Below are 23,504 nucleotides of genomic sequence, written 5' to 3'. Positions count from 1 at the left end.
CCTGCCCGCCCCCGGACAGCCCATGGGATCACCTTCCGATCCGCTGGATGCTCGAAGTGTCACCGGCCCGGAGGAGACCCGCCATGACGGACGACGTGCTCAGCCGCCCCCCTGTCCACGCCCTGCTCGCGGATGGAACGACCGTTCGCATCCGGGCCGTGGAGCGAGGCGATCACGATCAGCTCCAAGGACTCTACGAGGAGATGTCGTCGGAGAATCTGCGGCTGCGGTTCTTCGCGGCGAGCCGGCGATCGGCCGAGCAGGCGGCGGACCGGGCCTGTGCTCCGCCGCGTCAGGGATACCGGGCGCTCCTGGCGGAGCGCGCCGGCCAGGTGATCGGCCTCGCCGAGTACGAGACCGGCGAGGACGCCGGCACGGCCGAGATCTCCATCGCGGTGGCCGACGGACTGCACCACCGGGGCGTCGGCACCCTGCTGATCGAACACCTCGTCTCGGCCGCCCGCGCGGAGGGGATCACCACCTTCACCGCCGACGCGCTCAGCGAGAACAGCGAGGTGCTCCGGCTCTTCTCCGACCTCGGACTGAGCATGTCCCGCAGTTACGACGGCCCCGAGGTGCGCTGCGCCATCACCCTGACCGAGGACGACATTTACCTCACGGCCGTCGAGGCCCGCGGCCGGGCCGCCGACGTCGCCAGCCTGGAACCGCTGCTGCGACCCCGCGCCGTCGCCGTGATCGGCGCGGGCCGCAAGCCGGGATCCGTCGGGCGCGCCGTGCTGCACCATCTGCGCACCGGCGGATTCACCGGACGGCTGTTCGCGGTGAACCCCGCCGCCGCGTCCCTCCTCGGCGTGCCCTGCCACCCGTCCGTCGCCGCACTGCCCCGGACCCCCGACCTCGCGGTCGTCGCCGTACCCGCCGCCGCGGTCCCCGCCACGGCCGAGGAATGCGGCAAGGCCGGCGTACGGGCCCTGCTGGTGGTCACGGCGGGGCTGGACCGTGACCAGGCGCGCGCTCTGCGGGATGCCTGCCGCACACACGGTATGCGCCTCGTCGGCCCCAACTGCCTGGGCATCTCCCACACCGACCCGGCCGTCCGCCTCGACGCGACCTTCGCCGCCGGCCATCCGAGCCCCGGCACCGCCGGTGTCGCCGTGCAGTCCGGCGGGGTGGGCATCGCCCTGCTCGACGGGCTCTCCCGGCTCGGCATCGGAGTGTCGTCCTTCGCCTCGCTCGGCGACAAGTACGACGTCAGCGGCAACGACATGCTCCAGTGGTGGGAGAGCGACGGCCGCACCGACCTCGCCCTGCTCCACCTGGAGTCCTTCGGCAACCCCAGGGCGTTCTCGCGCACCGCGCGCCGGGTGACCCGCCGTATGCCGGTGCTCACCGTCGACGCGGGCCGCACCGAGGCCGGGCGTCGGGCCGCCGCCTCGCACACGGCCGCCGCCGCCACCCCGACCATGACCCGCCGGGCCCTGTTCACCCAGGCAGGTGTCACCGCCACCGGCTCGGTCGGCGAACTCCTCGAGACCGCCGCGCTCCTGCACTCCCAGCCCCTGCCGAAGGGATTCCGCGTCGCCGTCCTCACCAACGCGGGAGGCGCGGGCGTCCTGGCCGCCGACGCCTGTGTGGAGGCCGGACTGCTCCTCCCGGCGTTCACCCCCGAACTCGCCGGGGACCTGCTCGCCGTGCTGCCCGGCGGCGCCTCCGTCGGCAACCCCGTGGACGCCACGGCCGCCGTCACCGAGGAACGGCTCAAGGACGCCGTGGAACGGGTGCTGCGGCACGGCGGGATCGACGCCGTGCTGCTGGCCCTCGTCCCCACGGCCGTCGCCACGGCGACCGGCGACGACCTCATCAGGGCCCTCACCGACGCCCCGGGCCCCAGGCCGAAACCGGTCGTCGCGGTACGACTCGAACAGGACCTGCCGGTCAGGCTGCTGCCCGCCACCGGCGGCGGCACCGTCCCGTCCTACGCCGAACCCCAGGCCGCGGCACGGGCCCTGACCCACGCCGCCCGCCGCGCCGCCTGGCTGGCCCGCCCCGCCGGAACCGTGCCGCACCTGGACGGCATCGACCCGGGCCGCGCCCACGACCTCGTCGACACGTTCCTGTCCGTCCACCCGGACGGCGGCTGGCTCGACCCGCGGGCCTGCGCCGACCTGCTGTCCTGCTACGGCATCCCGCAGATCCCCTGGGCCTGGGCCGAGACCGAGGACGCCGCCGTCCTCGCCGCCGACCGACTGCGCGGTCCCGACGGCCGCGTGGTCATGAAGGCACACTGGCCGGGTCTCGTGCACAAGAGCGAACAGCGCGCGGTCCACCTCGACCTCCAGGGGGACTCCCAGGTCCGCGCCGCCTTCCGCGACTTCGAGACCCGCTTCGGGGACCTGCTGGCCGGTGTGATCGTCCAACCGCTCGCCCCGCGCGGCACCGAACTCTTCGCGGGCGTCGTCCAGGACGAGGTCTTCGGCCCGCTCGTGCTGTTCGGACTCGGCGGTACCGCCACCGAGGTGCTCGGCGACCACGCCGCCCGGCTCGCCCCGCTCACCGACCACGACGTCCACGACCTGATCACCGCACCGCGCTGCGCCCCGCTGCTGTTCGGCGCGCGCGGCAGCGGACCGGTCGACCTCGAACGCCTGGAGCGGCTGCTGCTGGGGCTGTCCCGGATGGCGGCCGACCTGCCGCAGCTCGCCGAGGCCGACTTCAACCCCGTTCTCGCGACATCGGCCGGAGTCTCCGTGCTCGACGCGCGCGTGCGTCTGCTGCCCCGCAGGCCCCAGGACCCCTATCTGCGGCGCCTTCGCTGAGGAGGGAAGAGCCATGAAGCACGACAAGGTCGGCTCCGTGATGACGACCGACGTCGTCCGTGCCGAGTACGACACCCCGTTCAAGGAGGTCGCCCGCCTGCTCGCCGACCACGGGATCAGCGGACTTCCGGTGATCGACGACGACGAGAAGGTCATCGGGGTCGTCTCCGACACCGATCTGATGGCCAGGCAGGCCGAGGCTCCCGACCCCTACGAGTCGCGCGGGCGCCACCTCTTCGGCGCGCTGACCCGCGGGGCGCGACGGCAGGCCGCCAAGGCCGAGGCCCGCAGCGCGGGCCGGCTGATGACCGAGCCTCCGATCACCGTGCACGCGGACGACACCGTCGTCGAGGCGGCCCGGACCATGGCCCAGCACCGCGTGGAGCGGCTGCCCGTCGTGGACGAGGAGGAACGCCTCGTCGGCATCGTCACCCGGCGCGACCTGCTCCAGGTCTTCCTGCGGCCCGACGAGGAGATCCGCTCCACCGTGACCCGCGAGGTGGTGGTGCGCACCCTGTGGCTGGCCCCGCACAGCGTCGACGTGACCGTGGACCAGGGCGTCGTCACCCTCTCCGGCCAGTTGGAACGCAAGAGCGAGACGGAGATCGCCGTCTCGATGACCCGCCAGGTCGACGGGGTGGTCGGCGTCGTCGACAAACTCACCTGGCGGCTGGACGACGCCCACATCGAACCCGCCGAACAGGCACTGCACGGCGTCACGGACCACTGGCTGCGCAGGCTGTGAACCGCGGGCCGTGACGCGCGACCCGCGAGAGCGCGGGCCGGTCGCGCAGGGCCGCGAGAAGCAGGGCCGCGAGAAGCAGGGCCGCGAGAAGGAGGCTCAACGTCATGAACGCCAAAGTCCTGGTCGCCTACGGGACGACCAACGGATCCACCGCCCGGATCGCCGAGACCATCGCCGAGACCCTGAACAAGGAGGGGGTGACGGCCGAGGCCAGGCCCGCCGAATCCGTCGTCACCCTGCTGCCGTACGACGCCGTCGTGGTCGGCGGCGGGGTCTACGCCGGCCGCTGGCAGAAGAACGCCCGCCGCTTCCTGCGCCGGCACCGCCGCGAACTGCCCGCACGCCCGCTGTGGCTGTTCAGCAGCGGGCCCCTCGACGCCTCCGCCTCCGAGCGGGACATCCCGCCCGTGCCCGGCGTCCGCAGGGCCGTGATCCGGTTCGACGCCAGGGAGCACATCACCTTCGGCGGCTGCCTGGAGAAGGGCGCGAAGGGCTTCATCGCCCACCGGATCGTGGAGTCCGGCAAGGGCGGCGACTTCCGGGACTTTCCCGCGATCGAGGCGTGGGCGGGCCGGATCGCGAAGGACCTGCTGGGGGCGGACCAGGGGGAGCAGCGGCGCTGACCCGGAAGGGGCGGCGGGCGGTACGGCGGGCGGCGGGTCGCCCGCCGTACCGTGTGTTGCGCCTCTGCCGCGGCCGCTCCGGGCAGGTCCCCCACGACCGCTCCGCCACGGCCAGGTCCCTCACGGCGCCGGCGAGGAGTAGTCGAGGTTCTCCGGGCGGAGCCCGCCGTCGCCGTCGCCGTCGCCGTCGCCGTCGCCGTCGCCGTCGCCGTCGGCGTCGGTGAGGGTGAGGTGCGTGGCGATGCGGTCGGCGAGACGGTCGATCTCGGCGTGGGCCCTGCTCATCGTGGCCGTCGTCTCCGGGCCTCCCGGCGAGTCGACGAGCGCGGGGTGGAGCCGGCGCTCCTCGGCGTGCTCGTGCGGCAGCAGCCGCTCGGTCAGCAGCACGACCGCGTCACAGCTCGGCAGTGGCGCGGTCGCGAACCTGCCCGCGCGACGGTGCCGCGTCGGTCGGCGACGAGAACCTCACCGTCCGTGAACGGGCAGCGGTGGCGGGGTCACGCAGCTCACGCAGGCAGGCGTCGCAGATGCCGGTGTCGGGCGCGCCGGGCGTCAGCCGGACGTGACGCACCCGGGCGAGTGTCGGCGTGTCGATCCGCAGCCGCGCCGCGAACTCGTCGACGGCGCCGCGCTCTCCGGCGACCTCGCCCTCCACGCGCCCGTCGACATTGGCCACCCAGCCGCTCAGCCACCCAGCCGCTCAGCCCGAGCGTCGAGGCGGTGCGGTACACGAAGGGCCGGAAGCCGACTCCCTGGACGATCCCGTCCTCCTAGGGTCATGGCAGCCTCCCCACCGGCGCGGCGTGAAACCGCGCGATCTCGTCCCGGACCGTGTCGACGAGGGGAGCCACCGCGGCCGTGACGGCGGGGGAGAGGCCGGTGGCGAGGGAACAGTCGCCCCAGGGCGCGGGCCAGTTCGACGGCCTCACCGAGGCCCAGTCCGTGCGAACTGGTCGCTGTGGACCGTGCCAGGCGCTCGCCGTCGAGTTCCAGGCGGTGGACGCGCCCGGGACTCCCCGGATGCGCGTGACGGCGATCCGACTGCCCCGAGTCATGGTCCTCACCGTCTGTCGGGACGCTGATGCTCGGCAGGGGCCGAGCCGCCCGTCACCCTGGGCCGGTCCTCCTCGTCCCGGCCCCCCGGACCGACGCGCCCATGACGGCCGGGACGACGGACCTGCCCGGTCGTCATGGGCGCGTCCCCGGCTCACTGCCGCCCTGGTCGAGACGGAACGGCGGGTAGACGTCCGTGAGCAGCGACGTGTAGGCGGCGACCCGCAGCACCCACCGGTCCAGGCCGATCACCAGATCGAAGATGCCGCGCGGATAGACACCGGTGAACAGCAGGGCGACCCCGGCGAAGAACGTCAGGAGCGCGATGAGTCCTCCCGAGGTCCAGGTGACGTGGATGCCGCCCCCGATGATGCCCAGCACCAGGTAGTGGGGGATGGCCAGGAGCCACCACTTCACCAGCACCAGCCCGCGGGACAACTGCTCGGGATACGCCACGTCCAGGTGTGCCGGGTAGTCCGGCACCTCGGCGAGCGTGAAGGGCGGATAGCGGTCGGTGCCGAGGGCGCCGTACGTGTAGAAGGCCACCCGCCAGCTCCAGCGCAGCACTCCGGTGCTGAAGTCGAACAGGGGGCGCGGATAGCGGCCGGTGAAGAGGATCGCGAAGAACGCCACGATGCCCACCACGACGAACGCCACCCACAGGAAGGCCAGGACGACGTAGTGGGGCAGCGCGAGCAGCCACTTCACGAGCCACAGCCAGCGGGACAGCTGTGGATCACAGGTCGCGGTCAGCCGGACCGGCTGGAGGGGAGGCACACTCGGCGGGACTTTTTCCGATGCCATGGTTCTCGGTCCTTTCCCAGCTGTTCACGGTCCCCCCGGCACTGCGCTGATCACTGCCGGTAGTGGCGATGGCCGTCGTGTTCGCCGATGTAGTGGCGCTCCTCCAGGACGACCTCGCGTTCGCCTGGCCACCGGACCACACCGGGTGTGCCCAGGAAGGCGATGAGCCCGAGGAAGCCGAACGCCATCAGGTCTCCTCCTGCTTCCGACCCGGGCCGTCCCCGGGGCAGAGAGGAACCCTGGGGCGGACGGGCCCCGCGGTCGTCCGGCGGCCCGTCCCGGGTCGGCTCCTCGCTTCCAGCCTCGGGCGGTCGGGCCCCCTTTCCCAGGGGCTGAACGGGTACCCGGGCGGGGCAGCTCGTCCCTCGACACCGGCGCTCGGCCGACTGTCGTCGGGGATCGGTCGGAGACGCCGACGGCGGGCCCGGTGTACAGCCCTGCCCGGGAGCCGGCGCGCTCGGGCCGGCCGGCCCCGTAGGCGGACCCGCGGGCCCATGCCCGCGAAACCCGACGCTGAGGGCGACGAGTCGACCGCGTGCCGACCGGGACGAGTGGATCGAAAAGGGGAGGGACACATCTGCTTCCGCCTGTGTTCGCCGGTATGGACGGATCGGCGCAGAGCCTGGCCGCCGCGGAGTGGGCTGCCCGTGAGGCCGCCCTCCGGGAGCGCGCCCTTCATCCAGTACACGCCTGGAACCGGCAACCCCGCTCCTCGGAGGGCGAGGGCGAGCACGCCGTTCAGCGGTACCCGTGCCGACGGGTCCTGCGCCAGGCGGAGGATCGGATCCGTGCCGGGTACCCCACGGTGCGACTGACCTGCGAGCAGGCCGAGGGCCCGGCCACCCCGGTTTCACGGGGTTTCTGGTCGGGTCCGTCGCCCTGGGCGTGGTCGCGAGGGCCACCCGCCCCCTTCGTCCTCGTACGGGGCCGGGGAACAGGCCCCGTACGAGCATCCGCGCCGGGGGGCGGACGGCGGCTCGTTCGGCCCTCACCGGCCACCGGGACGTGGTGCGGGGTCTCGACCCCGACGATCCGTGCGACGAGGTGATCGAGTTCGCGTTCGAGGCGGCTCGACTGCCTGGTGGACGAGGTGCTTCCGCGCACGCGGACCTTCGTGGACGGACATCCGTGGCGCCCGCGGCACACGTCGTCGGCCGCACCGGACCGCCCCCGACACCCGCCCGGGACCCGCGCCGTCCCGGACGTGGTCGGCGGTGGCCGTGCCCCGGTGCCGGCTCACGGCCCCCGGAACCCGCCCCGGCGCCCCTCAGACCTGCTGCGGGACCACGGCGACCGGACACGCGCAGTGGTGCGTCTGCCGGTGATCGACGACGAGGGACGGCTGCTCGGCGTCGTCAGCCGTGGTGACCTGTTGAAGGTCTTCCTGCGGTCGGACGAGGACATCGAGGAGGAAGTGCGCCGCACGGTGGTGGCCTACCTCTTCCCCGCACTCAGCCACACGATCCATGTGTCCGTGCACGACGGGGTCGTCACCCTCAGCGGCAGGGTCCGGGATCCCGCGCTGGGCTGGGTCGCCGAGCGGCTGGTCCGCGCCGTGGAGGGCGTGGTGGACGTGCACTCCCGGCTCGGCGAGGCGGACGCCGCCCCCGGCCCGACCGACGACGGCTGACCGGCGCCCACAGGCCGGGGCGCCGCCTCACTCCTCCGCCGGCGCGATCCGCCGACCGGTCAGGCTCTCGGCCCGGACGGAAACCCACATGTCGCGCGGCCCGCCCGGCCAGGGCGTCGTGTGCGCCCGCTCGGTGAGGCGGCGTACGGCGCCGGCTTCCGTGACGACGCTCGCGGGGCCGACGGCGAGCACGCTCCAGCCCTGGCTCAACGGCTCATCCACGTGATCGACCTCGAAGGCGACCTCCGTGCCGACGGCTGCCGCGAGCAGCGACTCGGGGGCGGTCCGGAAGGCGATGGTGTCGCCGACGACCTCGTAGTTGACCGGGACGACCGCCGGGCGGCCGTCGGGGGCCGTCACCGCGACGCGTCCCACGCCGTGCGTGGACAGCAGCCCGCGGCATTCGTCCACGTCCAGGTCCCTCAGCCGCGGGTGCGGCAGTGCCTGCCCCTGGCCGGGCGGCAGATCGACGCCCCCTCCGCGCAGAGCGATGGCGGTGGTGCCCAGCGCGTCGGCCAGGTTGATGAGGGCCGCCTTGGTCGGGTCGGCGGGATACTCCTCCAGATAAGCCAGGTAGCCGGGTGACATCCGGGCGCGTCGGGCGGTCTCCTCGCGGCTGAGTCCCCGCCGCTGTCGTTCCGCGAGCACGCGTCGGCCGATGTCACCGGGACCGACGGCGTCCGACGCAGCTGCTCGATCGGCGGCGGGTGCATCGTGCGGCGCGCGGGAAGCCGTCGCGGGCGACGCGGACTCGAGATGGTTGACGTGGGCGTCGGGGCCGGGGAACACGAGCGTCACCTCGTTCGTGTCCGACCAGCGCACGTCGTAGGGCGGTGTGCCGTCCTCGTGGTGCAGCCCGACGATCTCCCCGTCCCGCCGGGTGGCGCCGGACGTCGTGCTTTCGATGACGAGCTGGTCGCCGAGATGAGCTTGCATGTCGCCCCACCTCTCAGAGTCGTCCTGTGTCGTGCCACGAACCGGGGCCAGTGACGGCGAGGCCGGGCCGACGAAGGCGGCGTGCATCAACTGGTCCCCCCGCGCCGCAGGTCGTCCGACTCGCGCAGAGCGGCCTCCTCGGTTTCCTCGCTCGTCCGGGCTTCGTGCCCCGTCGTGGCATCACAGGGACCGATCCGGTCTTCACAGGGACCACCCGGTGGCCTGCGCGCTGCTCGGCCGTGCGGCTCCCACGCCCTCGATGTCACGCTCGGCTGCCCTGATCAGCTGCCGGGCGAGGTTGTTCATCGCGCGGCCCGCCGCCAGTTCGTCACCGATCTCCGGCACATCGGCGTCCGCGGGATGCCGGTGCGCCGAGCCGCTGCCGACGATCTGCGTGGCACCGGTGTCCAGCACCAGACGGGCCTTGGTGGTTCCGTCGTCGTCCTCGAAGAGATGGAGGCGAACCTTCCATTCCGATGTGTGTGCCATGGCCTTCCTCCTCATCCCGGCGCGGTCCGACGAGCCGCGACCAGATTCTCGACGCGGTGCCGGACCTGTGCGGTGAGTGCGGTCAGCCGCTCCGAGGGAGCGGCACGGGGCGCCACCGGTGCGCTGATCCGGCGGGCCGACGACGGCAGCTCCGCCACGTCGGCCGCGCATCTCGCCCGGCACTCGTCGAGCGTGGGCGGGCGTCCCGTGCGCCGTCCCTCGTGCATCACCGCCTCCAGCAGCGCCACGGCGTCGTCCGGTGGCTCCTCGTCGGCGAGGCCGATCACATCGGCGCAACCGCGGCGGCGGAACACCTGTTTGGCCCCCGGGGCCGTCTCCTTGGCCGACGACAGCTTCATCACCGGACGGCCGTCGTACTCCACCATCTTGTACGCCGAGTCCAGATACGGCGCGTCCGCCGCCACCCCCACGCGGGTGCCGACGGCGTAGGTGTCGATCGGTGCCCCGGAGCGCACCAGGTCGTCGACGGCGTACTCGTCGAGACCGCCACTGACGACGATCCGCACTCCCGGCAGGCCCGCGTGGTCGAGGACGGACCGGGCCCGCACCGCGAGGTCCCCGAGGTCGCCGCTGTCCAGCCGTACGGCGGAGCCGCGTCCGCGGGCAGCGAGGTCCAGGTCGCGCAGGACGCGCGCCGCCGCTCGGACGCCCTCCTCGGTGTCGTAGGTGTCCACCAGCAGGGTCACCGGCCCCGGGTGGGCGCGGGCGAACGCGCGGAACGCGTCCTCCTCCGAGGCGAACGCCTCCACGTAGGAGTGGGCCATCGTCCCGACCGCGGGGATGCCGAGCGCCGTGGCCGCCGCGACGTTGCTGGTCCCGGCGAATCCCGCCAGCGCTCCGAGCCGGGCGGCCTGGAACCCCGCCTGAGGGCCGTGCGTGCGGCGCAGGGAGAAGTCCACCAGCGGCCGGCCGGCCGCCGCGAGCGCGCACCGTGCGGCCTTCGAGGCGACGGCCGTCTGATGGGTGAGCTGGTTCAGCAGGTACGTCTCCACCAGCTGTGCCTCGGGCAGGGGAGCCGTCACCTCCAGCAGGGGCTCACCGGCGAGCACGACCCGCCCCTCCGGCACCGCCCGTACCCGGCCGGTGAACTCGAGGCCGAGCAGGGGTTCCAGATCCCGGCGTGGCCGGCGCAGCGCGGCCGCGAAGGCGTCGACGTCCTCGGGGCCGACGTGGAACCCGCTCAGGTGGTCCAGCGCCGATCCCAGGCCGGCCGTGACCAGGAAGCCGCGTTCCGGGGGCAGGTCACGGACGAAGAGACTGAACGTCGCCGGGGCGGTCATCCCCTCCCGCAGGTAGGACATGGCCATCGTCACTTCGTACAGGTCGGTGGTCGTCGCGTCCGACATTCCGGCTGCCTCCTCCCGCTCGCGCGGCCCGTGTCCGATCCGAGTGCGTCATCCGCGGAAGCGGGCCGACCACAGCGGCTCCACCCGGTCCCAGTCGGCGGCCCACCGCGCGTACCTCGCGCGGTCCAGCAGCAGCCGCGTCCCCGACCGGACCGCGTAGCAGCCGAACGCCACTGCGAACGCCGCCATGCCGCCGGCCAGCCAGCCGGAGCTCTTCGCGTTGAGCGTGTTCATGGGCGGCGAGGTGAGGTTCCCGTCGCGGTCCAGCCACACGCGCACGGACGCGCCCTTGTCGGTCCCCGCCTTCACCAGGGCGTTCCCGGTCCGTACGTCGCCGTCCTCGTCGGTCCAGCGGACCCGCGCCAGTTGCTTCGACGCGTCGTTGGCACCGTCCAGATCCTCCGTCAGCCGCGCGGTGATCTCGTGCCGTTCCGCGGTCTGGGCCCGGACGGTCTCCATGGACGACTCGTACACCGCCGTCCCCGCGCCGTAGGCGGCCAGCGGCAGCCCGACGAGGAGTACGACCAGCAGAAGGCGCCGGAGCCAGGACTCGAACCGGTCGGACGGACGCCTCAGCGGGTTCGCGCCCCCGGACCTGTGCTCACCGCGCGGGGAGGACGGGTCCGGCGTGTACGGCGTTCCTGGTGCGCTCATGGGTCGGCCTCCAGCGGCTCGCTGGTTCGCTCCCCCCGGTGCTGGTCCCACCTTCGGACGCCGGCGGACTCCGGCCATAGGGCCGAATGTCCCTGACGTCGAGCATGTGGGCCCTGAGGAGCCCGACAGTGCGGCCCCCCGAGAGGGATCCGAACCTTGCCCACCCGCGGCCTCGGTCCACATGCGAGGCCGGGGGATCGGGGTGATTCTCGAAGGAGGGAAACGCAGCACCCCCGGCCGGCCGACGCGGTCCGGGCCGAAGGAGCCGGCCGACTCCTTCGCCGGCGGACTCCTTCGCCGACGGCCGCCGACGTATCCAGCTTCGCAAGAGACGGAGGCCGCCGCCATGGAACCAGTCGTCACCGTGGGCCTGGACGGTTCGCCCGCGAGCCTGGCCGCCGCCCGTTGGGCCGCCGACGAGGCCGAGAAACGCAGGCTCACCCTGAGGCTGCTGCACGCGTGGCCGTTGCTGGCACCGGAACCGACCCACATCCCGTCCGAGGTCGACCAGAACTACTGGGCGAAGCGCCTGGTCCACACCGCGCAGGCGGAGCTGAGCGGACGCCGTCCGGGTCTGTCCGTCGTCGGCAGTCTGGTCGCCGACGACGCCCAGGAGGCTCTGATCCGGGCCGCCGCGGAGTCCGAGATGCTGGTGCTGGGGTCACGGGGACTGGCGTCCGCCGAGAGCTACTTCATGGGCGATGTCAGCATGCCGGTCGTGGCGCGGGCGGCGCGGCCCGTGGTCCTGGTCCGCGCGGAGCCGACCGAGCAGCGGCCACGCCCCACCTCGGCCGACAAGGTCGTCGTGGCGATGGAACGCCACGGACCCTGCGACGAACTGCTCGACTTCGCGTTCCACAGCGCGGCGGCCCGGGACATTCCCCTGCTCGCCGTCCGCGGGCGCAGCGTGCCGTTCCACGCGCGGATGCCCTGGGGAGTGGACCACGGCGTCAGCGAGGAGCTGACGCGGGAGGCACAGGAGGAGCTGAGCAAGGCTCTCCGGCCCTGGCGCGAGAAGTACCCGCAGGTGGACGTGGAGGACACCATCCGTCTCACGAGCCCCGCCAAGGCCGTCGTGCACGCCGCGGAGGGCGCCGCGCTGCTGGTCGTCGGACGGCGTGTGCACCACCACGGTGCCACGCACCATCTGGATCACGTGGCTCACGCGGCCATCCATCACGCACGCTGCCCCGTCGCCGTCGTCCCCCATGAATGAAACCGGCACCCCGGGGGAGCGCCCGCCCCGCGCGGAGGTGGCCGAGACCCACACCGCGATCGTGTTCTTCGCCGGTGATCGCGCGTACAAGGTCAAGAAGGCGGTCGATCTGGGATTTCTCGACTACACGGAACAGTCCGCCCGTAGGACGGCCTGCACACGCGAAACAGTGCTCAACCGCCGCTTCGCGCCGGATGTCTACCTGGGCGTCGGCGAAGTCGTCAGCCCCGGCGCCGAGGCGTCCGAACCCCTCGTGGTGATGCGCCGTATGCCGGCGGACCGCCGTCTGTCCGCACTCGTGCGAGCCGGTGCGGACGTCGACGAGGTCCTGCGTGCCGTCGCCCGGCGCCTGTCCGCCTGGCACGCGGCGGCGCCCCACGGCCGCGACGTGGACGAGCAGGGCACCAGGGACGCGCTGGCGTCACGCTGGGAGGCGAGCTTCGAGCAGGTCCGCGCGACGACCGAGGACGGAGCCGACCTCGAAGGACTGCACGAGGCCGAACGGCTGGTGCGCCGCTATCTCGCCGGCCGCCGGCCGCTGTTCGACTCCCGGATCGAGCAGCGGCGGGTCGTGGACGGTCACGGCGATCTGCTGGCCGAGGACATCTTCTGCCTCGACGACGGCCCCCGGGTCCTGGACTGCCTGGAGTTCGACGACCACCTGCGCTACGTCGACGGGCTCGACGACGCCGCCTTCCTCGCCATGGACCTGGAACAGCTCGGCGCGCCGGAGGCGGCGGCCCGCTTTCTCGCACGGTACAGCGAGTACTCCGGTGACCCCGCGCCGCCGTCCCTGCGGCACCACTACGTCGCCTATCGCGCGTTCGTCAGGGCCAAGGTGTCCCTCATCCAGGCGGCCCAGGGAGCCCCGGGGGCCCGGTCGGCGTCACGACGACTGCTCTCGGCCACACTGCGTCACCTGCGTACCTCCGCTGTCGGCCTGACCCTCGTCGGAGGGCTGCCGGGCAGCGGGAAGTCCACCCTCTCCGGCGCGCTGGCCGACCGGCTGGGCGTCACCCTGCTCAGCAGCGACCGCCTCCGCAAGGAGCTGGCGGGCATCTCCCCGGACACGCCCGCGCCGGCCGCGTACGGGGAAGGGCTGTACACCCCGGAGTGGACGACCAGGACCTACGCGGCCCTCCTCGACCGCGCCGCGGCCCTGTTGTCGCGCGGTGAACCCGTCGTCCTGGACGCGACCTGGTCCACCAGGGAGCTGCGCGCGCGGGCGCGGCGGGTGGCCGAGGGCACCCGCGCCGACCTCGTGGCCCTGCACTGTCAGGTACCGGGCGAGGTCTCCGCGGCTCGCCTGAACACGCGTTCCCCCGGACCGTCCGACGCCGACCTCGGCGTCGCAACGGCGCTCGCGGCCCGGGAACCACCCTGGCCGGACGCCGTCACGGTCGACACCAGCGGCCCGCTGGAATCCGCCGTCTCCCATGCGCTCGCCGCCGTACGCCCCTGGGGGGCGGACCAGGCCCCGGTCTTCCGCCGTGCCTACGGGGAGCCGGACCAGGACTGACGTGTCCGGGTGGGCGGCCCCCGCTGGTCCGCCCGGCTCCACGCTGCGCGGGCCGGACCCGAACGGCACGTCGACCGCAGGCCGGTCGGCCTCGGCGTGGAGGGCCTTCCGGCCCTTCGACCCCGGTGGGCGCGGCGGTGCAATGGATGTGAGCCGAGGGCCACGACGGGACACGGGGAAGCGGAGCAGGAGCCGCGCACCGTGCGATTCGGCCCGCGAGAAGTGGGCGGCCCCCGGCTCCCGCCACGCCCGTGTCCGGCCGAGACCGGGCCCGCCCGCTCCGCCTTCACCCGGCCACAGGCGCCTCCCTGGTGGCGGTCCGAACATCGCCCACGAGGCCGTGGACCGGCACGCGGCCTCGGACCGCGCGGACGAGGCATTGCGGTGCTCGGCCCCTGGGACGGTTCCGTCTCCACCGTCACCTACCGGCAGCCGGCCCGCCGTACGGCCCGCTTCGCAGGCGTCCCGCGCTCCCTCGGCGTCGGGCACGGCGAGCGCGTGTTCACCTCCTCTTCACAACGTCGTGCCGTCCGGCACGGCCCCACAGGTCCCTCGCCGGAGGCCGAACGGCCCTGCCGCGGAACTCGCCGGACCGGCGGACTCCTTGTCGCCCACCAGGACCCGCAGGTGCTTGTCTGGAACAGTGGAAGAGCGGCGGACACGGTGCGGGACGGACCCGCGCGCCGCCGCCGCGCGGGAAGGAGGAAGCGATGAGTCGCCCTGTCCTGGCGGGTGTCGATGGATCCGAGCGCGGTATGGCCGCGGTCGACTGGGCCGCGGCCGAAGCCGTCCTGCGGGGCCTGCCCCTCCGTCTCGTCCAGGCGTCTCCGTCGCTTCCGGACGAGGTCGTCCCGGACGCGGCCGCGGAGATGCTGCACCGTGTGGGTGAACGGGTGCTCCAGCGGGCGGTCGCCGACCTCGGTGCCCGCTGTCCGGACCTCCAGGTGCGGGCTGAGCAGACCGCCGAGGCACCGGCCGCGGCGCTTCTCGCGGCGGCGCGAGACGCCGCGCTCCTCGTGGTCGGAACGAGGGGGGCGGGCGGCTTCGACGGTCTCGCGGTGGGATCGGTGGCGCTTCGCGCGGCGGCGGCGGCCGTCTGTCCCGTCGTGCTGGTGCCTTCCCGACCGGTCGGGGGCTTCGAGGCCGGGGAGGGCGCGAGGAGCGCCGCCGAGGTCGTGGTGGGTTTCGACTCCCATCGTCCGGTCGGCGAGCTGGCGGACTTCGCGTTCACGTCCGCCGAGGGCCGGGAGGCTGCGCTGCACGTGGTGAAGGCGTGGGCTCTCCCGGCCGAGGCCGTCTCTCCGCAGAGGCTGTTCGTGACCGAGGAGGACCGTGCCACCTGGGAGGACCAGGAGGTCTTTCGGGCAGCCGACGGCCTGCGGCCGTGGCGGGACAAGTACCCGGGCGTGACCGTCCGCACCGATGTCGTCCTGCTCCATCCGGCGCAGGCGTTGCTGAACGCCTGCCGCCGGTCGGACCTGCTGGTCGTGGGGCGCCGTACCGATCCGGGGGCGGTCGAGGGTCGGCTGGGGCCGGTGACCCACGCGGTACTGCACCACACCCGCTGCCCGGTCGTGGTCGTACCGCACGCGGGGTGACGGCGGAGCGGATCGGGCGCGGGCGGCCGGTGGAGCACCTGCCGGTGGCGGGGCGCCCGATCACCCGAAGAACACCTCGAACTCGTCGTACAACGAGGGATCGACCTGCTTCGTCCCCTTCCTGGTGTCGTCGAGGCGGACGCGCACGATCTCCGTGCCGCGCAGGGCCGTCATCGTGCCGAAGTCGCCGTCCTTGACCGCGTCGACGGCGTGCAGCCCGAAACGCGTGGCGAGCCAGCGGTCGAAGGCGCTCGGGGTGCCTCCGCGCTGGACGTGGCCGAGGACGGTGGTACGCGCCTCGGTCGCCGTGCGTGCCTCGATCTCCTGGGCGAGCCACTCGCCGATGCCGGACAGCCGTACATGACCGTACTCGTCCAGTGAACGGTCCTTGAGGACCATCTGTCCTTCCTTGGGCATGGCTCCTTCGGCGGCGACGACGATCGGCGCGTAGTTGATCTTGAAGCGGTTCTTCACCCACTCGCACACCTGGTCGATGTCGAACGGCCGCTCCGGCACGAGGATCGCGTTGGCGCCGCCCGCCACTCCGGCGTGCAGGGCGATCCAGCCGGAATGCCTCCCCATCACCTCCACCACCAGCGTGCGCATGTGCGATTCGGCGGTGGTGTGCAGCCGGTCGATGGCCTCCGTGGCGATGCCGACCGCCGTGTCGAACCCGAAGGTGTAGTCGGTGCCGGACACGTCGTTGTCGATGGTCTTCGGCACACCGACGAGACGGACGCCGTGACGGCTCAGCTCCGTGGCCGCGCCGAGGGTGTCCTCGCCGCCGATGACGACGAGCGCGTCGATCCGGTGCTCCACGAGGGTGTCCTGGATGCGCTGGGCCCCGTCCTCGTGCTTGAAGGGGTTGGTGCGGGACGAACCCAGGATGGTGCCCCCGCGGGGGAGGATCCCCCGCACGTCGGAGACCTCCAGTGGTACGACGTCGCCCTGGAGGGCGCCGCGCCAGCCGTCCCGCAGGCCGACGAAGTCGAAGGAGTACTCCTGGACACCTTTGCGCACGACGCTGCGGATCACGGCGTTGAGGCCGGGACAGTCGCCGCCACCGGTCAGCACTCCGACCTTCATGGCGTCCTCCCTACTTCTCGCACGCGCCGACGCCGTCCGCCGGACGGCTGCCGGCCCTGGATGCGGCCCGGCCGTACCCGACTCGGGCACGGTGCCGATGTGGATGCCGTCGCGAGCAGGGTGTGCCCCCTCTGCCTCCCCGGCTCGGCGCCGAGGAGTGCTGCCCACTTCCGCGGACGCGACCTTCGGCAGTCGTGTGACTCTCTTCCAGCATGGGTGACGACCGCCACGTCGGCGACCTGCCCAGGGGCCTCGCCGGGGACGTTCGGCCTCCGGCGGCTCCCGCCGGGTCCTCCACCGACAGGCCGGGAGAGCCGGGGCTCGGTCGGACAGCTACGCCGGATCGTGTGCCGTGTCCGGGCCCGTACCGGCCCACGGAAGTCGCACAGGTCCGTGTCGGGGCCGACGCCTCACGACGGTGCCTCCGTGTGCGGCGAGGCGGCCCGCAGATCGGCGAGCAGTTCGGCCTGTCCGGCCAGTACGCCGGACAGGATGGTGCGGGCGACCCGGAGCAGCTCGGCGATGTGTGGGCTGGTCAGCGAGTAGTACACGGTCGAGCCCTCCTTGCGTGTCACCACCAGGTTCGCTCGACGCAGCACGGCGAGTTGCTGCGACAGGTGCGCCGGCTCGATACCCACCTCGGGCAGCATCTCCGCCACGGCGTGCTCGCGCTCGCTCAGCAGCTCCAGTACCCGGATGCGCGCCGGGTGGCCGAGGGTCTTGAAGAACTCGGCTTTCAGCTGGTACAGCGGGGTCGTCACGGTGCCGTCCCCTCCCCGGGAGCGCGGTACGACCGTATCGGCCGCTCCGTGGCGTTGCGCTTCCACCCACTCGTCACACACATGTGATCCATCCTCGCCTGTGAGGGCGCCGACACCGAATCCGCGCAGGGGAAGGGAACCTCCGGCGATCGCACAGCCGGCACGCGCGGGTGTCGTCCGGCGGACGGGGCGCCGAGGTCCTGCTCGACAGTGGTGGGCCACGCGATCGTCATCGTCCTCGACCGTGCGCACGCCCGGGCCTCATCGGTCGGAGAGGGGCAGGCCGACGCGGCTCTCCCCCGGGCGGGTCGGCGACCGGAAGCCGAGCCGGGACACCGCGCGGCGTGCCGGATGCCGTGGGTGACCCGCGACGCAGGCAGCGTCTCCGCACGCCGATGGGGCGCCAGGCCGGGCCGGGGACTCATCGCACCTCCGTGCGGATCAGACGGAAGCCGGTCACCGTCCTGGGGAGCAGGCGCAACAGGGTGTCGTGCGGGCCGTGGGCCCAGCCGGAGAGCGTGCGCCGATGATGGGCGGCCTCGTCGGGGTCTGTGATCACCTCGACCGGGCCGGCGACGGTGACCAGCCAGCCGGTGCCCCCCCACGGCACGGATCTCGTCCACGTGGTAGGTCGCCGTGACATCGGCGGCCGGCGCGGGTGTGCGCACCACCAGCCGACCGTGCTCCCAGGTGTGCCGAGCGGGCCGGACGACGAGCCGGTCCCGATGTGGGTACACGAGGCGTCCCAGGGAGCTGCCCTCGAGCAGCCACAGGGCCTCGGCGCCGGACACCTCGACCATGCGCGGAGCCGCAGGGGGATTGCTCATACGACGGTTTCCCCCGTCTCCTCGGCGAGGGGCCGGGCGGCCCGGGTGCCATGCGGCAGCGCACCTGAGGCCCCCCGGGCCCCACGTGGCGGCATCACACCCGCGTGTTCCAGGTGGGCTCGGGCGCCGTGGATCGCCTCGGGTGTGGTGACGTACTCGCCACCCTGTCGGCACAGCAGTTCCAACGCGCCGACGGAATCCAGGACCTGCCGCTGACCGGAGCGGATCCCGGAGGCCATGACCACGATGCCCCGGCGATTGAGCCTTTCCACCACGTCCTTGAGGACGAGGGCGCCGGTGGCGTCGACGGTCGTCACGCGGGACATGCGCAGGATGACCACGCGCACGTCGGCCACCTCGGCCAGTTCGAGGAGGAAGCGGTGCGCTGCCGCGAAGAACAGAGGTCCGTCGATGCGGTAGGCCACGATGTGCTCGGCCAGGAGGGCGTGCTCCTGGGCGCTGTGGTCTCCGCGGTCGAGCGGGACCTGGGCCAGGCGAGCCTGGCGTGCCACCGCACGCAGGGCCAGTGCGCCGGCGACGAGCAGGCCGATGATGACGGCCTGGACGAGGTCGAGTGCGAGGGTCGCGACGGCGGTCAGGACGAGGATCAGGGCGTCGGAGCGGGTGGCCCTGGCCATCGCCCGCAGCGAGCCGACCTCGACCATGCGGACCGCGGTGGCCAGCAGCACGCCGGCGAGGGCGGCGAGCGGGATCTTCGAGACCAGGGGCGCGGCCGCGAAGACGATGGCGGCCAGGACGGCGGCGTGGACCAGGGAGGCGAGCCGGGAACTCGCGCCGGTCCGTACGTTGACCGCGGTCCTCGCGATCGCGCCGGTCGCGGGCACACCCCCGAAGAGGGGGACGGCGATGTTCGCCACGCCCTGGCCGAAGAGTTCGCGGTCCGGATCGTGCTTCTGGCCCACCGTCATGCCGTCGGCGACCGACGCCGACAACAGGGACTCCAGCGCCGCCAGCGCCGCCACCGCCACCGCCGGCGCGAACAGCGAGGTCAGCGAGCCCAGGTCGAGGAAGGTCAGTGAGGGGGCGGGCAGCCCGGCCGGCAGATCGCCGATCGGCTTCGCCGAGTCCAGACCGGCCGCCTGCGCGACGACGGTGGCCGCGATCACCGCGAGGATGGGGAAAGGGACGGTGGGCCGTAGCCGTGCGCCGACCAGCACCAGGGCGGCGACCGACAGGGCGAACGCGACGGCGGTCCAGTTCGGGGTCCTGGCGAACTCCTCCAGAGCGCGCCAGGTCACCAGCAGGACGCGGTCGCCCTCGGGCTTGGGCACTCCGAGCGCACCGGGGACCTGCTGCAGTCCGATCACGGCGGCGATGCCGAGAGTGAAGCCCTCCACCACGGGCGCGGGTACGTACTGCATGTACTTGCCGGTCCTGAGCAGCGCGAGGCCGACGAGCAGCACGCCCGCCATCAGACCGACCGTGAGCACCCCGGAGGGCCCATGCTCCGCGACGATCGGCACCAGCACCACGGTCATCGCGCCGGTCGGCCCGGACACCTGCAGGTTCGAGCCGCCGAAGATCGCGGCGAGCGCCCCTGCCACCACCGCGGTCGCCAACCCCGCCGCGGCACCGAGCCCGGAGGAGACGCCGAATCCGAGAGCGAGCGGCAGCGCCACGACCGCCACCGTGAGTCCGGCCAGCAGATCCCTTCGCGGATTCCGGCGTATCTCCGCCAGATCTCCGCGGCGGGGCAACAGCGCGGCACATCGGGCCACGACCCGCCCGAGCGACTTCCTCACGACGTGCCGCCCCCGGCCCTCTGGTACAGCGGAACGGACACTGCTAGGCCCTCATCTCTTCTGCGGACACGGTCGGTAGACCTTATCAATTGCTAAATTTGGCAATTGATAAGGTCATGACCACTCTTCAAAGGTCCTGGTCCGCCTGGGGCCCGCGGGCGGTGCCGGCGAAGGCCGCCCTCGGCGGCTCGGGTTCCAGGCCGCCGCCGCTGCCGTCCGGGCGACGATTGGACGCGTGGCCCCGTATCCACCCCGCACCCACGGGGCATGGGTCAACAAGTGGGTCAGTGAGACCCGGCACCACGACGTCCACGGGAAGAGAGACAGAGGATGGTCCAAGCGGAACCCGAACCCCAGAGCATCGGCGTCCCGGCCGAGTCCACCCCGGGCGAGACCAGGGTGGCGGCGACGCCGGCCACCGTGGGCAGACTCGTCGCGCTCGGGTACGACGTGGTGGTCGAACCGGGAGCGGGCGCGTCGTCCCGGTTCTCCGACGCGGCCTACGAGGAGGCGGGCGCCCGGCTCGGCGACCCATGGGCGGCGGAGATCGTACTCAAGGTGAACGGCCCCTCCGGCGAGGAGATCGGCAGGCTGCGCGACGGAGCGACGCTGATCGCGCTGATCGGCCCGGCTCTCCACCCCGAACTGGTCGAGGAACTGGCCCGGCGGCCCATCACCGTGCTCGCCATGGACGCCGTGCCGCGCATCTCCCGGGCCCAGTCGCTGGACGTCCTCAGCTCGATGGCGAACATCGCCGGATACCGGGCCGTCGTCGAGGCCGCGCACGCCTTCGGACGCTTCTTCACCGGCCAGGTGACCGCCGCCGGCAAGGTGCCGCCCGCCAAGGTCCTGGTGGCCGGCGCCGGCGTCGCCGGACTCGCGGCGATCGGCGCGGCCCGCAGCCTCGGCGCCGTGGTCCGCGCCACCGACCCCCGGCCCGAGGTCGCCGAACAGGTCCGCTCCCTGGGCGGCGAGTTCCTCACCGTCTCCGCCACGCAGGAGGTCGGCACCGACGGCTACGCCAAGGCCACCTCGGACGACTACAACCGGCTCGCCGAGCGGCTGTACGCCGAGCAGGCGGCCGACGTCGACATCATCATCACCACCGCGCTCGTCCCGGGCAGGCCGGCACCGAGGCTCATCACCGCCGCCGACGTCGCGCGCATGAAGCCCGGCAGCGTCATCGTCGACATGGCGGCCGCGCAGGGCGGCAACGTCGAGGGCACGGTCGCCGGCAAGGCCGTCGTCACCGACAACGACGTCACGATCATCGGCTACACCGACCTGCCCGGCCGGCTCCCCGCCCAGGCCTCACAGCTCTACGGCACCAACCTCGTCAACCTGATGAAGCTGCTCACCCCCGGCAAGGACGGCCGTCTCGTCCTGGACCTCGACGACGTGGTGCAGCGCGCGATGACCGTGGTCCGCGAGGGCGAGAGGACCTGGCCCCCGCCACCGGTCCAGGTGTCCGCCGCGACCGCCCCGGCAGGGGCCCCGGAACCCGTGGCCGTGCTGTCGGAGACACCGGCGAAGCCCGCACGCCCCGCCTGGTCGGCGTACGCCCTCGTCGGCGCCGGAGCGCTCGCCCTGTTCCTGGTGACCGCCTTCTCACCCAGCGAACTCATCGGCCACTTCACGGTGTTCGTGCTCGCCATCGTCATCGGCTTCTACGTCATCGGCCAGGTGCACCACGCGCTGCACACCCCGTTGATGTCGGTCACCAACGCCATCTCCGGGATCGTGGTCGTCGGCGCGCTGCTGCAGATCGGGCAGGGGAACACAGCCGTCACCGTGCTGTCGTTCGCCGCGATCCTGCTGGCCGGCATCAACATCTTCGGCGGATTCGCCGTCACCCGCCGCATGCTCGGCATGTTCTCGAAGGGCTGATCAGGGATGACCACCGTCACGGCCGCAGAAGCCGCCTACGTCGTCGCCGCGCTGCTGTTCATCCTCAGCCTCGCGGGACTCTCCCGGCACCGGACGTCCCGTTCCGGGGTCGTCTGGGGCATCACGGGCATGGTCATCGCCCTGGCCGCCACCGTCGGACTCGCCTCCCGCACCATCACCGCCTCCGGTCTCGTGCTGATCGCCGTCGCCATGGCCGTCGGCGGGGGCATCGGACTGTGGCGCGCCCGGGTCGTCGAGATGACCGGGATGCCCGAGCTGATCGCCATCATGCACAGCCTCGTCGGCCTCGCCGCCGCGTTCGTCGGCTGGAACGGCTACCTCGACGTCGACGCCGAACTCACCGGTTCCCTGCTCGGCATCCACCACGCCGAGGTGTTCATCGGCGTGTTCATCGGCGGCGTCACCTTCACCGGCTCCGTCGTCGCGTATATGAAGCTCTCGGCCCGCATCGACTCCCGCCCCCTCACCCTGCCCGGCAAGCACGTCCTCAACGTGAGCGCGCTGGTCGCCTTCGTCGTGCTCACCGTCGCCTTCGTGGCCCGCCCCGGCATGGGCCTGCTCATCGCGGTCACCGTGATCGCGCTGGCTCTGGGCGCGCACCTGGTCGCCTCCATCGGCGGCGGTGACATGCCCGTCGTGGTCTCCATGCTCAACAGCTACTCCGGCTGGGCCGCGGCGGCCTCCGGTTTCCTCCTCGCCAACAACCTGCTCATCGTCACCGGCGCGCTCGTCGGCTCCTCCGGTGCCTACCTCTCGTACATCATGTGCAAGGCCATGAACCGCTCCTTCCTCTCGGTGATCGCCGGCGGCTTCGGCACTCCGGCGGCGGCCGACGACGGTGAGCAGGGCGAGCACCGGGAGATCAACGCCGAGGAGACCGCGGAACTGCTGCGCGACGCCTCCTCGGTGATCATCGCGCCGGGCTACGGCATGGCGGTCGCCCAGGCCCAGTACCCGGTGGCCGAGTTGGCCCGCGAACTGCGCGAGCGGGGCGTCGAGGTGCGCTTCGGCATCCACCCCGTGGCCGGCCGACTGCCCGGGCACATGAACGTACTGCTCGCCGAGGCCAATGTGCCGTACGACATCGTGCTGGAGATGGACGAGATCAACGACGACTTCCCCGCCACCTCGGTCGTCCTCGTCATCGGCGCCAACGACACCGTCAACCCGGCCGCCATCGACAACCCCACCAGCCCCATCGCCGGCATGCCCGTGCTGCACGTGTGGGAGGCCGCCCATGTGGTGGTCTTCAAGCGGTCCATGGCCGTCGGCTACGCGGGCGTGCAGAACCCGCTGTTCTTCCGCGAGAACACCCAGATGCTCTTCGGCGACGCCAAGCAGCGGGTGGAGGACATCCTGCGCGGCCTCGACGCCCTCGACACACCGGTCCCGGAGATGGCCGGCACCGTCGCACCGCTCAGTCGTCCCCGCCCGTGGTTCTGCTGGGCAGGCAGATCTGCCGGGCCCACAGGCCGAGCAGTGCGAGGCCGCCGACCAGCAGCGGTACCGGGTCGTCGGCCAGCGGCGCCAGCGCGTACCCCAGCGCCGACACGGTGCACACGGTCAGGGGGATGAACGCCGCGGCGCCCTCCATCCCCGAGCGCAGGATCGGTCGGCCGGCGCCCAGCACACTGGCCCCGCCGGGCACCCAGGGACCGACGGCGACGATCAGCAGTCCGGCGGTGCCGCAGAGGTCGGACACCTGGAAGGACATCGCCTCTCCGCCCGGTGGTCCGACCCGCAGCAGG

20 protein-coding genes and 3 pseudogenes are annotated in these 23,504 nt (G+C 72.8%); 10 read left to right on the top strand and 13 right to left on the bottom strand.

From position 1 onward, the window contains the following. Window positions 1–83: 83 nt before the first annotated feature. The 3 genes from HW837_RS12905 (at window position 84) to HW837_RS12895 (ending at window position 4,145) form a co-directional block, all read left to right on the top strand. The gene (locus tag HW837_RS12905; RefSeq protein ID WP_045561855.1) at window positions 84–2,777 is read left to right on the top strand and encodes a bifunctional acetate--CoA ligase family protein/GNAT family N-acetyltransferase; all 2,694 of its coding nucleotides are present in this window, start codon (window positions 84–86) and stop codon (window positions 2,775–2,777) included. Between the two features lie 13 nt (window positions 2,778–2,790). Further along, the gene (locus HW837_RS12900) at window positions 2,791–3,522 is read left to right on the top strand and encodes a CBS domain-containing protein (protein ID WP_045561856.1); all 732 of its coding nucleotides are present in this window, start codon (window positions 2,791–2,793) and stop codon (window positions 3,520–3,522) included. 104 nt (window positions 3,523–3,626) lie between these two features. Beyond that, window positions 3,627–4,145, top strand: a complete 519-nt coding sequence (locus HW837_RS12895; protein ID WP_045561857.1) for a flavodoxin domain-containing protein — start codon at window positions 3,627–3,629, stop codon at window positions 4,143–4,145. Between the two features lie 120 nt (window positions 4,146–4,265). Here HW837_RS12895 and HW837_RS50340 read toward each other — a convergent pair. The 5 genes and pseudogenes from HW837_RS50340 to HW837_RS12870 all read right to left on the bottom strand — a co-directional run. Continuing rightward, window positions 4,266–4,577: pseudogene (locus HW837_RS50340) on the bottom strand (hemerythrin domain-containing protein); the annotation flags it as partial. Next, on the bottom strand, window positions 4,540–4,800 hold the full coding sequence (locus tag HW837_RS50020) for a hypothetical protein (protein ID WP_390623515.1): 261 nt from the start codon (window positions 4,798–4,800) through the stop codon (window positions 4,540–4,542). The pseudogene HW837_RS50340 and the gene HW837_RS50020, both read right to left, overlap by 38 nt. A 121-nt stretch (window positions 4,801–4,921) precedes the next feature. After that, window positions 4,922–5,200: a hypothetical protein gene (locus HW837_RS12880; RefSeq protein WP_390623509.1), complete on the bottom strand. Its 279-nt coding sequence runs from the start codon at window positions 5,198–5,200 to the stop codon at window positions 4,922–4,924. A 133-nt stretch (window positions 5,201–5,333) separates the two neighbouring features. After that, a complete protein-coding gene (locus tag HW837_RS12875) occupies window positions 5,334–6,002 on the bottom strand; it encodes a DUF4389 domain-containing protein (protein ID WP_045561860.1) in 669 nt (222 codons plus the stop codon). A 50-nt stretch (window positions 6,003–6,052) separates the two neighbouring features. Then, the gene (locus tag HW837_RS12870; protein ID WP_193379714.1) at window positions 6,053–6,190 is read right to left on the bottom strand and encodes a hypothetical protein; all 138 of its coding nucleotides are present in this window, start codon (window positions 6,188–6,190) and stop codon (window positions 6,053–6,055) included. A gap of 413 nt (window positions 6,191–6,603) precedes the next feature. Here HW837_RS12870 and HW837_RS48575 point away from each other — a divergent pair, with 413 nt between their 5' ends. Next, complete coding sequence (locus HW837_RS48575) at window positions 6,604–7,050, top strand: universal stress protein (protein ID WP_237270155.1); 447 nt, start codon at window positions 6,604–6,606, stop codon at window positions 7,048–7,050. Window positions 7,051–7,263: 213 nt separating this feature from the next. Beyond that, window positions 7,264–7,632 (top strand): annotated as a pseudogene (locus tag HW837_RS12860) (BON domain-containing protein); the annotation flags it as partial. A gap of 27 nt (window positions 7,633–7,659) precedes the next feature. Here HW837_RS12860 and HW837_RS12855 read toward each other — a convergent pair. The 4 genes from HW837_RS12855 to HW837_RS12840 form a co-directional block, all read right to left on the bottom strand. Beyond that, window positions 7,660–8,568 (bottom strand): DUF1918 domain-containing protein, encoded by a 909-nt coding sequence (locus tag HW837_RS12855; protein WP_193379715.1) that lies wholly within the window; start codon window positions 8,566–8,568, stop codon window positions 7,660–7,662. A gap of 201 nt (window positions 8,569–8,769) precedes the next feature. Continuing rightward, window positions 8,770–9,057 carry a DUF1876 domain-containing protein gene (locus HW837_RS12850; protein WP_045561863.1) on the bottom strand — a complete coding sequence of 96 codons (288 nt, stop codon included), beginning with the start codon at window positions 9,055–9,057 and terminating at the stop codon, window positions 8,770–8,772. A gap of 11 nt (window positions 9,058–9,068) precedes the next feature. Further along, the gene (locus HW837_RS12845; protein WP_193379716.1) at window positions 9,069–10,424 is read right to left on the bottom strand and encodes a nicotinate phosphoribosyltransferase; all 1,356 of its coding nucleotides are present in this window, start codon (window positions 10,422–10,424) and stop codon (window positions 9,069–9,071) included. A 48-nt stretch (window positions 10,425–10,472) separates the two neighbouring features. Beyond that, window positions 10,473–11,078 carry an Rv1733c family protein gene (locus HW837_RS12840; protein WP_045561865.1) on the bottom strand — a complete coding sequence of 202 codons (606 nt, stop codon included), beginning with the start codon at window positions 11,076–11,078 and terminating at the stop codon, window positions 10,473–10,475. Between the two features lie 346 nt (window positions 11,079–11,424). On the opposite strand from HW837_RS12840, the gene HW837_RS12835 reads away from it, so the two are divergent. The 3 genes from HW837_RS12835 (at window position 11,425) to HW837_RS12825 (ending at window position 15,411) form a co-directional block, all read left to right on the top strand. Continuing rightward, entirely contained in the window at window positions 11,425–12,294 is an 870-nt protein-coding gene (locus HW837_RS12835) for a universal stress protein (RefSeq protein ID WP_193379717.1), read from the top strand. Beyond that, window positions 12,287–13,813 (top strand): bifunctional aminoglycoside phosphotransferase/ATP-binding protein, encoded by a 1,527-nt coding sequence (locus HW837_RS12830; RefSeq protein WP_196788860.1) that lies wholly within the window; start codon window positions 12,287–12,289, stop codon window positions 13,811–13,813. The genes HW837_RS12835 and HW837_RS12830 overlap by 8 nt, the downstream gene beginning before the upstream one ends. A 710-nt stretch (window positions 13,814–14,523) precedes the next feature. Further along, window positions 14,524–15,411, top strand: coding sequence for a universal stress protein (locus tag HW837_RS12825; RefSeq protein ID WP_193379718.1), 888 nt, complete (start codon window positions 14,524–14,526; stop codon window positions 15,409–15,411). Window positions 15,412–15,471: 60 nt separating this feature from the next. Here HW837_RS12825 and HW837_RS12820 read toward each other — a convergent pair whose 3' ends face one another. The 4 genes and pseudogenes from HW837_RS12820 to HW837_RS12805 form a co-directional block, all read right to left on the bottom strand. Then, window positions 15,472–16,497, bottom strand: coding sequence for a 6-phosphofructokinase (locus tag HW837_RS12820; protein ID WP_045561869.1), 1,026 nt, complete (start codon window positions 16,495–16,497; stop codon window positions 15,472–15,474). 410 nt (window positions 16,498–16,907) lie between these two features. Further along, window positions 16,908–17,258 carry an ArsR/SmtB family transcription factor gene (locus tag HW837_RS12815; protein WP_045561988.1) on the bottom strand — a complete coding sequence of 117 codons (351 nt, stop codon included), beginning with the start codon at window positions 17,256–17,258 and terminating at the stop codon, window positions 16,908–16,910. Window positions 17,259–17,679: 421 nt separating this feature from the next. Further along, a pseudogene (locus HW837_RS12810) lies at window positions 17,680–18,085 on the bottom strand (pyridoxamine 5'-phosphate oxidase family protein). Next, window positions 18,082–19,848 (bottom strand): SulP family inorganic anion transporter, encoded by a 1,767-nt coding sequence (locus tag HW837_RS12805; protein WP_193379719.1) that lies wholly within the window; start codon window positions 19,846–19,848, stop codon window positions 18,082–18,084. The pseudogene HW837_RS12810 and the gene HW837_RS12805 overlap by 4 nt, the downstream one beginning before the upstream one ends. Before the next feature lie 330 nt (window positions 19,849–20,178). Between HW837_RS12805 and HW837_RS12800 the strand changes: the two genes are divergently transcribed. Together HW837_RS12800 and pntB are read left to right on the top strand one after the other, a co-directional pair. Then, a complete protein-coding gene (locus HW837_RS12800) occupies window positions 20,179–21,735 on the top strand; it encodes a Re/Si-specific NAD(P)(+) transhydrogenase subunit alpha (RefSeq protein ID WP_193379720.1) in 1,557 nt (518 codons plus the stop codon). 6 nt (window positions 21,736–21,741) lie between these two features. Next, window positions 21,742–23,331, top strand: a complete 1,590-nt coding sequence (gene pntB / locus HW837_RS12795; protein WP_237270154.1) for a Re/Si-specific NAD(P)(+) transhydrogenase subunit beta — start codon at window positions 21,742–21,744, stop codon at window positions 23,329–23,331. The last annotated feature ends 173 nt before the right edge of the window (window positions 23,332–23,504 follow it).

It is taken from the genome of Streptomyces caniscabiei (assembly GCF_014930365.1).
Taxonomy (GTDB): Bacteria; Actinomycetota; Actinomycetes; order Streptomycetales; family Streptomycetaceae; genus Streptomyces; species Streptomyces caniscabiei.
The sequence above is the reverse complement of the archived record's forward strand: the minus strand, read 5'-3'. Positions and strand labels throughout refer to the sequence as shown.